This is a genomic window from Anaerofustis stercorihominis, assembly GCF_005844425.1.
Classification (GTDB): Bacteria; Bacillota; Clostridia; order Eubacteriales; family Anaerofustaceae; genus Anaerofustis; species Anaerofustis butyriciformans.
In genome coordinates this window covers 5,104-15,817 of record NZ_SPHL01000038.1, presented here as the reverse complement: position 1 = coordinate 15,817, position 10,714 = coordinate 5,104, and the positions used below count along the sequence as shown (strand labels likewise).

The following is a 10,714-nucleotide window of genomic DNA, read 5'->3' as shown; positions in this document are numbered from 1 at the left end:
TATCTTTTTTGTTTTTTGATGAAGATGTAAATTTATATAAATATAATAAAGTTTCTTTTATAATTCTGTTTTCAATACAATTAGTATTATAGTCATTATAACGAACAAAAAATCTTTCTTTATGTATTAAATTATATTTAATTTGTTTTGAGAAATCTATTTTACCCTTTAAAAACGGTTTATTTTCAGATACTCTTTGGTAATCACTTTTTATTCCTCTTTTTACAATGTAAAAAACTTCATCAATAAACATTCTTATAAAAATTTCAAATATGCTCATTTTTGAAATATCCATATTAGACATTTGAAAGTTTTTATATGGAAATTCTTTAAATGATTTAAGCATATCTATAAAAAGCTTTTTTGTCTTTTGTTCATTCTCTTCTTCTTTTGAATAAATTTTAGGAAGTATCTCTATAACAGTTCCGTCGTTCATTGTAATCATGCCTACATAGTTTTGTGCTGTAATAATTTTTCCTACACCTCTTTGAACCGAAAGTTTCATAATATCAAGGGTTTGAGTATATTTAAAAGAATTTGATAGTATAAAATTTTCTAAATCATCAAAAGTATCATCAGGTAGAGAAATATATCCTTTAACCTCTCTACCTTTTGAGAACGAACCATATTCTTTAATTTGATATATCTTTTTCATATAAATTTTACTTCTTTCAACTTATATCATCTTATAAGCATTAATATTTTCAAATGCTTCTTCATTAATTTCATATATATAAGGTATATCTATATCAATATCTACATTATTTCCAAACAACATATTATAATCATAATATTTCTTAACAATAAATTTTTCTTCATCGTTTTTATTGTTATCCCCAAGAATTAAACCAATCTTTTCATAATCTTCATAAAAATACTCTTGTAATAACGGAATAATATTCTTTTTAAATATCATTGATAAAGTATTCAAATCAGGATTATTTATAAGAGAAATAAAGTACGAATGACCAATCATATGTTCTCTGTCATATAATGCTGCTATTCTCATATTTATTTTTTTAAGCATATCTTTAATAGAAACACCTTCTACATATACATCATTTAAAATTTCTTCATTTGGTAAAACTTCAACAAAATCAAAACGACGTCTAAGGGCTGTATCAATAAGAGCAATAGAACGGTCGGCAGTATTCATTGTTCCAAGTATGTAAATATTATCTAAAACTCCAAAAAGTTTTTTTGAATAAGGTAGTCTTAATTTTAATTCTTCTTTTGCACCTATTCTTTTACTTTCTTCTATAAGAGTAATAAGTTCCCCAAATATGCTTGAAATATTTCCTCTATTTATTTCATCAATTATAAAAACAAAGTTACTTTTTCTTTTTTTAGAATGTAATAACACACCTGAATATTTTGAAATAATATTTATTACATCTGACAATGAAATGTTTAACCTATATACAGAAGATAATGTCAATGAACAGCCATTATTTATATCAACAATATTTTCTTTTATTCCTTTTACTATCCATTTTACTTTTCTTAAACGCTTATACTTTTCATATTCATCATGCCATTCATATTCACCACTTACAATACCAATAGCATCAATTGTAGTAGAGCTATAGCAAGATAAAACAATATCTCCTACTTTCATTTTGGAAATAAACGCATTTAAAACATTTTTACCCCCAAATTCAAATTTTGTTTCATCTTCTATATTTTCTCCATAAAAATCATATCCAATTCTTATGTGACCATTTTCCATACATTCACTTCTTGTCCTGTTTTCACCTGTACCCTCTAAGGAAACTTTCCATATCTCAGGTGAATTATTTAATTCCAAATTATAATTTGAATTACTTAAAGAAGCTGTTTCTGCTTTATCACAAAAAGCCTTAAAAACACCCGGTTCAATTTTATAATTTACATCACTGTTTTCATCTTCATTATTATCAATAATCGGTTTTATCCCCTCTATAAATTCTTCATATCCATAAGATTGATGAAATGTTGTAAATTCAATTAATCCATCTGATTTATACTGATTATATCTTTTTAATACCTCTTCATATTTTTCACTTTTTATATCAGCTAATTTTTTATTTTCTATTATTGCAACTGCATATAATACTGTATTATATGTTTTCCCTGTACCAGGAGGTCCATATAAAATAGTATTTTTTCTAATATCTGTTACCTGCATATTTTTTTCTTCTTTCGTTGTCCCATTAAGTAAATTTTCATTTTCATAAAATGGTGAAATATCTGATAAATCTATTTCATTTAACGCTTCTCTTAATTCTTTCCTTATGGAGTAAACAAAATTATCAGCATTATTTTCATTTGTTTTTTTACCTACAAAAGGAATTACATATATTCTTTCTTTACCATGCTCTATGTAATTTCCTAAGTTAAAATATTTTTTTGCTCTCTTCCCAAGCCCCAGGGTAGATCTTACATAATAATCCAAATTCCCTCCATATTTTTCTATTAATTCATTACAATAAGCCTCACCACCTAATTCCATTATTGCTTTTAACATTTTTATTGATGTTGAATTTAGTGGTTTTTCAACGTTTATAATAAATTTTTTCCATTGTTCTTTTGTAATGTTTGGATTATATTCTTCAATATTTTGTGTAGAATTAATTTCTTTATCTATATTATTTTTTTTGTTATTGTAATCAGTCCATGCAAAAGAAGATAATTCAACAAAGTTTTTAAATTGATATTTTCCACTTTTTAAATTAGCAGAAATATTATCAATCAAATATAGATAATCTTGTCCCATTGGCATCTTTCTTAATCCATCTGTTATGTAATGTACTTTTTTATCAATAATATCACATGATAAAATGTATTCTCTATTCACTAAATCTAAACTTATATATGTATTGGGACGAATCCAAAATAATCCCATTGTAATATTCCAATATACACCATATTGCTTTATTACATTATTATAAGCAATAATAAAATCATTTCTCGTTTTATCATTTTTATTATCTGCGTAATTAATTCCCGCTTCAAACATATTCCAAAGCCCGTCTATATCTCCTGCTCCTCTCTTTTCAATAAAAGAGAAGAAAGATGCTTTACGATTATTCATATATGGAACTCCATCAAAGTCTAAAGGAATATTACTTTTAACTCCAAATTCTTTTGATATACCTTCTAAAATTAGTTTCCTGTTACTATCTTTTATTCCCTTATTAAAAAGACCAAAAACTGAAAAAGGATCGATATCTATAATGTCTTTATTTTTTTCAAATGTAGGAAATTTAATATATTGTTCATTCTCTCTATATATTTTTTTCAACTTATCTATAAGAACATTTCTATTATTTTTATAATTTAATAAAACTGAAGCAAATTCCATATAAAAATTTATCCATGTTAAACCGATTTTATTATCCATATTATTTCTCCTTATGATAACTTATCACCTGTTATAAAAAATTTTATCACAACAAAATATCAAACTCAATTATATATACTTACAAATAAAAACAAAAAATAAAAAACTTCCTAAAATATTAAATTTTAAGAAGTTTTTTTATTATACTTCGACTATTACCTTGCTCCCACCCGTTTTTTCTTTTTTTACTATAATCTGCTTATCAATTTTTTCTCTTAGTTCGCTTACATGAGAAATTATCCCTACAAGCCTGTTACCTTCACATAATGATGAAAGTGTTCTTATAGCCTGAGATAAAGATTCTTCATCAAGAGAACCGAAACCCTCATCAACAAACATTGTATCAAGTTTTATTCCTCCTGCAGAGGACTGTATTTCATCACATAATCCAAGTGCCAAACATAACGACGCCTTAAAAGATTCCCCTCCTGATAATGATTTTACATCTCTTTTTGAGCCGTTATAATGGTCTATTACATCAAGTTCCAATCCGCTTTGCTTTCTTTTATTATCAGCAGAAGTTTTTCTTATTAATTCATACTGTCCCGAAGTCATACTGATTAATCTAATATTTGCCCTGTTAATTATTCTGTCAAAATATGCCATTTGTATATATGTTTCAAGCATTATCTTTTCTTTACCTGTTAAAGTTCCGTTTGCAGTACTGCTTAATGCGTTTAACCATTTATATTTTTCTTCAACCTTTTCTTGTTCTTTAAGCTTTGATTGTATTTTTTCTAAATATGAAGAATTAATTTCTTTTGTTAGGTTAATATTTTTTTGCTTATTTTGTAAATTTTGTTTTTCTGTTTTTAAATATGTTTGTTTTTCTTCTTCTTTTGTTATATCAACATCTTCACTATTTTTTATAATTTCTTTATTAGTATCTATTTTTATTTTTATCTCATCAATACTTCTTTTACAATCTTCAAATGCTTCATTTGTTTCTTTATAATTTTCTTCAATAGATTTTTTAGTTTGTTCTAAACTTTTTTTTGTTTTTAAAGCATGATTTTTATTCTCATATTTAAGATTACCTTTTAAGTTATCTATTCTTTGAGAAATATTTTTTAGCATAGTTTCATCGGTAAGTTTTGAATTTATAATGTTTTGAATTTCATCTTTTAACTTCGTTAAGTTATCTTTGTTTTTTTGAAGTGACTGATTAAGTTCTTCTTTTGTTGTTTCTTTATCTTCTATATCACTTATTTTATCTAATACTTCATTTAATAGATTTACTGTATCTTCTTTCTTTTCTTCTAAAGACTTACCATTTAAAATGTCATTTGAAAGCTTATTTAATCTTTCTTCAATTTCCCTTAAAGAACCTTTTACCTCTCCTGCTTTTTCGCTGGCTTTTCTTTCTTCTTCTTGTGCTTTTTCAAATTCACTTTTTAGTTTTTCAAGTTCTTCTTTTGTAGGAGCATTAAACTCTTGTTTTGCAGGATTTGGATGAGAAGTTGAACCACATACAGGACAAGGCTCATTTTCTATTAAGTTCTTAGCTAAAATACCTGCTTGCTCATCGAGGTATGCTCTGTTTCCCTTATCGTACTTTTCCTTTAAAGCTTGTGCTTTTTCGGATTTTATTTTGTAATCATTAATCAAGTTTTCATATGCTTCTTTAGTTTTATCAAAGTTTTCTTTATAACTTATGATAGTATCAATATCTTCTTTTTCTTTTTCTAACTTGGACTTCTTCTCAATATAATTACTTTTATTTTTTATTATTTCCTCTATATTTTTTATTTCTTCTTCTATATTCTTTATTTCTTCTTCCAACTTTTCTTTATTTAAAGATTTTTCATTAAATAAATTTTGATTTATCTTTATTTCATTTTTTATATTTTCTTCTTCATTTATATTTTTTTCAAGTTCATCATAATCATCAAGCTTGATTTCAATTTGAGTAATTTCGTTTAGAATATCATCTCTCTTATCGTATTCTTTCTTTGCTTCTTCAACTTTTAAACTTAAATTATATTTTTCTTCTTCTTTTTTAATAAGTTCTTGTTCTGATTTTTTAATGCTTTCCTTAGCATTTATAAGTGTTTTTGCTTTTGTAAGAATTTTTGTAATTTCTTCTATTTCATCATCTAACTTATTTATTTCAATTTGACATTGTTTTTCTTCTTTAGTACTGTCATTTATGCTATATTCTATTAATGGAATAACATCTATAAAAGGAGTTTCCTCATTTTTTATCTTTTCTATTGTTAAATAAAGATTCTCATCCTCTTCACATTTTATTCCATCAATATACTGTATAAGAGTACTTTTCAAGCTGTTATATTTTTTATTTATTTCTAAAAAATCCTCTTTTATTTTTTCTTGAAGTAAATTATATTTTTGTGTCTTAAATAATTTTTGAAAAATCTGTTTTCTTTCATCGGTAGAAGAATTTAATAATTTTAAGAAGTCACCTTGTGCTATCATAACAATTTGAGTAAATTGATGATAGTCAACACCTAAAATATCTATAACAGCATCATTTACTTCTTTGGGTTTATCTATTGTTTTACCGTTTGGCAAATATAGTTCTACACTTGCCTTTTGAGTTGTAAACCCATCTCCTCTGCTTTTAGGTCTAACATATTCGGGATTTCTTTTTATATAATATTCTTTACCGGAGTATGTAAAATTTAGTTCAACACTTGTTGGAGTGCTTTCAAGTGCATATTTTGAACGAAACATGCTTGCATCTCTGTTTTCTCCGCTGGCTCTTCCATATAATGCATATGTTATTGCATCAAAAATAGTTGTTTTGCCTGCACCGGTATCACCAGTTATTAAATATAGTCCGTTTTCCCCAAGTTTATCAAAATCAATTTCAACTTTATTTGAATATGGACCAAAAGCTGACATTATAAGTTTAGTTGGTCTCATTAATCATTCCCCCATATTTCTTCAATCGTATTTTTAATATAATTATTTTGTTCTTCATTCATGCTTTTGTTATTCTGCTGCTTATAAAAATCTGAAAATAATTCAAAAGGAGAAAAACTTTCTATATTTTCAATTTCTTTAATTTGATTTGAAGATCTCGTTCTAATGTTATCATAGTCAACTTTCATTATATTATGATAAACTGCTCTAAGTTTTGTTATAACATCAGGTATATCCTCTTCATCTGTAAGAATAATATGCATATAATCTTCCCTGTAAGATGTATCTTTATAAAAATCAAGTCGCATAATATCATTATATTTTCCCTTTATTTCTACCATATCCCTTAAAGGTTTAAAAGGAACGGTTTTAATGCTTATATTATTCTTTTCCTTAATATCTATAATCGTTGCACTTTTTTTATCCTTAGCTTCCGAAAATGAATATTTAAGTGGTGTTCCAGAATATCTAACTCTTTCTGATTTACAATTTTGAGGACGGTGTATATGCCCTAAAGCTGTATAATCAAACTTATCAAAATTCGATACATCTATATTATCGCTTCCACCTACGGATATCTCTTCTGAATCTGTTCTTTCTGCTCCCGTTACAAATTGATGTGTAATCATTATATTTCTTTCGTTTGTATCTATTTTAAGATTATCTATTACTGTTTTTACAGCATCATTATATGTATTTATTACCTTATCTTCATAAACCTTACGAACATTTAACGGTTTTATAAAAGGTAACATCCATATATTTATTTTCCCGTATTCATCATTTAATTCTATTTCATTAATTTCTCCGTTATATACAGGGGAAAAAAATATTTTACTTTTACGCATAAATGAATTACCAAAGGCAATACGCTCCGGTGAATCGTGATTCCCGCTTATTACAAATACATAAAGATTTCTATTTTCAAGTTCTTCAAGAAAATCATTAAATAACTCAACCGCATCTACAGGAGGTACACTTTTATCATATACATCTCCTGCAATTATTACACTTTCAATATTTTCATTATCCATAATTTCTAATATGTTATTTATAATATATTTTTGATCTTCAATCATTGAATAACCGTTTACTCTTTTCCCTAAATGAAGATCCGACAAATGCATAAATTTCATTTCTTACTCCCAAATAAAATTATTTTAAACCTTAATCATTTTCATTCTATAAATTTTATAATAACATAAAAATAAGTTGTTACTAAATAAAAATATCAAGTAACAACTTAAAATTATTTTAGGTTTTTTTAGAAATATTAAGTAACACATAACCTATTATTTTATTATCAAGTAATATTTATAAATAAGGTTAATCAATATAGTTTATAATGCATATGTCTTTATATCTTAAAACTATACTCCTATTTTATGGTTAAATAAATAAGAAAATAATATTAACGCACCAATAAACATTAATTTATATTATTACTTTTGTACTTAACTTATTTGATAAGATATATTATAATTAGTTTTAGTAAAATATATAATGCTCTTATTATAAAAATAACAATACCTATATTAAAGGATTTTAAAGATAGATTATGAAAGAGTTAGATGTAGTAAAACTTATTAAAGAATTTAATGGTCTTCCCGTTGGAACTAAAGGTGCAATTGTTTTAGAATATGATGGCACTTATTATGAGGTTGAATTCTTCGATTCAAATGGTGATACCATTGGTGTCTTTACTACCCCATGTAATGCATTAGAACTTGTGATTTCAAACTAATATAAAACATTATAAAAACATGGCAGCAACAAATTCTATGCGCCGTGTTTTTTCATCTATTTACAAAAACAAATCGACTTCAAAGTCTAACATTATTTTTTAATTTTCACAAAAATTGTACTTTAATTAGAATTTTTCTTTTTATATTTAATGTTCGCAAGCTATATAGAGTGTAAATATTGTATGATTAATAATCTTTAGCATAACATTTCAAATCTAACATAAATATATATTGAAAGTCCTTAGTTTGCCATTATTTAATTTTCATACTTTTAATTGAATACCTATTTTTATTATCATTTCTTACAATTTATCTATGTATTTGAATATTTAAAATATGAATTTTATTTATTCTTTTAACAAGTTCTTCTACATTTGCCTAACTTTTTTATCAAGAGTAATTTCTATATTTTGCGGCTTATTATTTGATATCATGCTTATATATTGGGTTGTTTTGGTATATAACTTTTTTATTTAAACTCATCTATACTTTTATACATTATTTTAATTTTATCAACTATTTTTTCACAGTGATAATGTCCTAAATACCATCTTTTATATTTTAGTTTATTTTCTATTTCATTAAGCCATTTTTCAGTAGATTTATCAACACTTTTTTGATTAATAAATGGAAGAAAATACTCTACAGGCTCATATTTTAAAGAGGATGTATGAGATAAAACATAATCAACTTCCCAATTTGCTTTATTTAGATTATTTTCCACATGTTCTTTTATTTTTTCACTTGGTTGTTCTGATTTAAACCAGTTTAAACCGTTCTTTAGTCTATAATCTTTATCAACACTATATGCACCGCCAATAACAATCACTTTCTTACCATCAAAATCATAGATTTCTCCATCTTTTGCAAATAATAAATTAGGGTAATCTTCTTCATAATATACAATACCATTTTTCCATATCTTCTCTTTGTAACTATTAATATTACTTGCTCTTTCTTCATGGTTACCGTGAATACAGAAAAATGTTATATTTGCCTGTAATAACATATTTTTTATCATATAACTTCTTTCATCTTGATAATAATTAATACCGCTATCCCCTAATATTATCATTACATCATCTATATTCGTCATATGTTCAAAAGTAAAATAAATTAAGTCTTCTAAATTTCCGTGTCTATCTCCTGTTATATAGTACATTTTTTGTTCCTTTTTATTTTTACATTCTTTTGTGTTGAAATATAAATCAATTTATTATATACGATTATATTTTAATCATAATCAAATTTCTTTGTGTTAAATACAAATACATCCTTTCCATCATATTTTTCATAAATTTTATATATAGTTTTAAATTCTGAAATAGTAATAGCATGATTTCCTAAAACACTTGTAATAGCAATGCCTGGCATACCAGGTGCATATAATCTATTGTTTAAATTAATATATACCCAAGAACATCCACTATAATACCCATGTTTATCCCATTTAGAAAATCCATTATCATTAAGCCATTTAGTAAAAGTATCATTACCATCAATTGCTTTATCATAAACAAGAAAAGCAGCACTTCCATCACTTATTCTATTTTCGCTCATAAAAACCTCTTTTTATATAATATGTTTAGAACTTCCTTTTGCTTTTATATATTTTAAAAACTAAAATTTTCATTTCACGTTTTTATCGTTAGAAAGTTAAAACACTAAAAACCTAAAAGAATAGGTATAAAAATAAAAAAATAATTTCAAATTTAATTATTTTCTATAATATATTTAATATATCCTCTCAATTCGGATAAAGGATGTTCAGGAAACATTAAATCATATTCTGGTTTCTCTGATATATTCATTAGATAACCTTGAATATAGTTTTTATCATATGGATCATACATCCATTCATCAAACGGATTGTTCAAGTTAATATTCTCCATTACAGTTGTATAAATTATATTATCCCTATATCCGGTAATTCCTTCTTCACAAAAAGACCCATTAATTAACCACACTTCATCATTCACTTTAATATTTAAATTTAATGTATATTCAACTCCAAACTGAAGATCATTATAAACTTGTTTTTTATGCTTTATAATAGTGTAAATAATTTTTTTTCTTAACTTAGTTGTGGCTGTTGATACCTCTATTATACCAGTGTTATCATCCATTGAGTCATGTAAAGAATCAATTACAGATTGAACATCATCGAAAGGCATAGAGATTTCATCATTCACTTTAAAACAAAGAAGTAAAGCATTGGTACAATTTGTATTCAAACAAAATAGAATTGTACCTTTAGGTAATCCCATTTTTTTTATAACATTTTTTTTCAACGTAATATAATTTTCAGGTATAAATTTAAAATAATTTAATTCATTTACCTCTTTTCTATTTCTATATATTTTAAGATTTTTATTAAAAATATTTATTCCCATATTTCACCTGATTCATGTTAATTTACAAAATAATCTACAACTTCATCACAACTATATAAAATTCCATCTAGTGGAACATCTATATCTTTTACAAACTTTACTAAGTTTTGAAAAGTTTCTTCAAATTTGAAACTATGTAATTAAATTTTTCTTCTTTTTAATAAAGCTTTTTATATATTTTAATTTAATATATCATTTATAATGCAATTTTTTTAACCAACTCAACCACAGTCTCAACATGTGTCATCTAACTATAACTGCAATGTATAGTTAATGTCGTATGCCTTTTTATAATATATTAACTATGC

8 protein-coding genes are annotated in these 10,714 nt (G+C 25.0%); 1 reads left to right on the top strand and 7 read right to left on the bottom strand.

Annotated elements, in window-relative coordinates:
• The 4 genes from FGQ49_RS08715 to FGQ49_RS08700 all read right to left on the bottom strand — a co-directional run.
• The coding region (locus tag FGQ49_RS08715; protein WP_243112241.1) for an McrC family protein at positions 1-655 on the bottom strand (655 nt) is incomplete at its 3' end.
• Between the two features lie 21 nt (positions 656-676).
• The gene (locus FGQ49_RS10655; RefSeq protein ID WP_243112240.1) at positions 677-3,382 is read right to left on the bottom strand and encodes an AAA family ATPase; all 2,706 of its coding nucleotides are present in this window, start codon (positions 3,380-3,382) and stop codon (positions 677-679) included.
• A gap of 141 nt (positions 3,383-3,523) precedes the next feature.
• The gene (locus FGQ49_RS08705; protein ID WP_138269482.1) at positions 3,524-6,268 is read right to left on the bottom strand and encodes an AAA family ATPase; all 2,745 of its coding nucleotides are present in this window, start codon (positions 6,266-6,268) and stop codon (positions 3,524-3,526) included.
• Positions 6,268-7,404, bottom strand: a complete 1,137-nt coding sequence (locus tag FGQ49_RS08700; protein ID WP_138269481.1) for an exonuclease SbcCD subunit D — start codon at positions 7,402-7,404, stop codon at positions 6,268-6,270. The genes FGQ49_RS08705 and FGQ49_RS08700 overlap by 1 nt, the downstream gene beginning before the upstream one ends.
• A gap of 422 nt (positions 7,405-7,826) precedes the next feature.
• Between FGQ49_RS08700 and FGQ49_RS08695 the strand changes: the two genes are divergently transcribed.
• Positions 7,827-8,012, top strand: a complete 186-nt coding sequence (locus FGQ49_RS08695; RefSeq protein ID WP_138269480.1) for a DUF4926 domain-containing protein — start codon at positions 7,827-7,829, stop codon at positions 8,010-8,012.
• Positions 8,013-8,482: 470 nt separating this feature from the next.
• Here FGQ49_RS08695 and FGQ49_RS08690 read toward each other — a convergent pair whose 3' ends face one another.
• The 3 genes from FGQ49_RS08690 to FGQ49_RS08680 form a co-directional block, all read right to left on the bottom strand.
• Positions 8,483-9,175: a metallophosphoesterase gene (locus FGQ49_RS08690; RefSeq protein WP_138269479.1), complete on the bottom strand. Its 693-nt coding sequence runs from the start codon at positions 9,173-9,175 to the stop codon at positions 8,483-8,485.
• 71 nt (positions 9,176-9,246) lie between these two features.
• Entirely contained in the window at positions 9,247-9,573 is a 327-nt protein-coding gene (locus FGQ49_RS08685; RefSeq protein ID WP_138269478.1) for a hypothetical protein, read from the bottom strand.
• 152 nt (positions 9,574-9,725) lie between these two features.
• A complete protein-coding gene (locus FGQ49_RS08680; RefSeq protein WP_138269477.1) occupies positions 9,726-10,406 on the bottom strand; it encodes a hypothetical protein in 681 nt (226 codons plus the stop codon).
• Positions 10,407-10,714 lie beyond the last annotated feature (308 nt).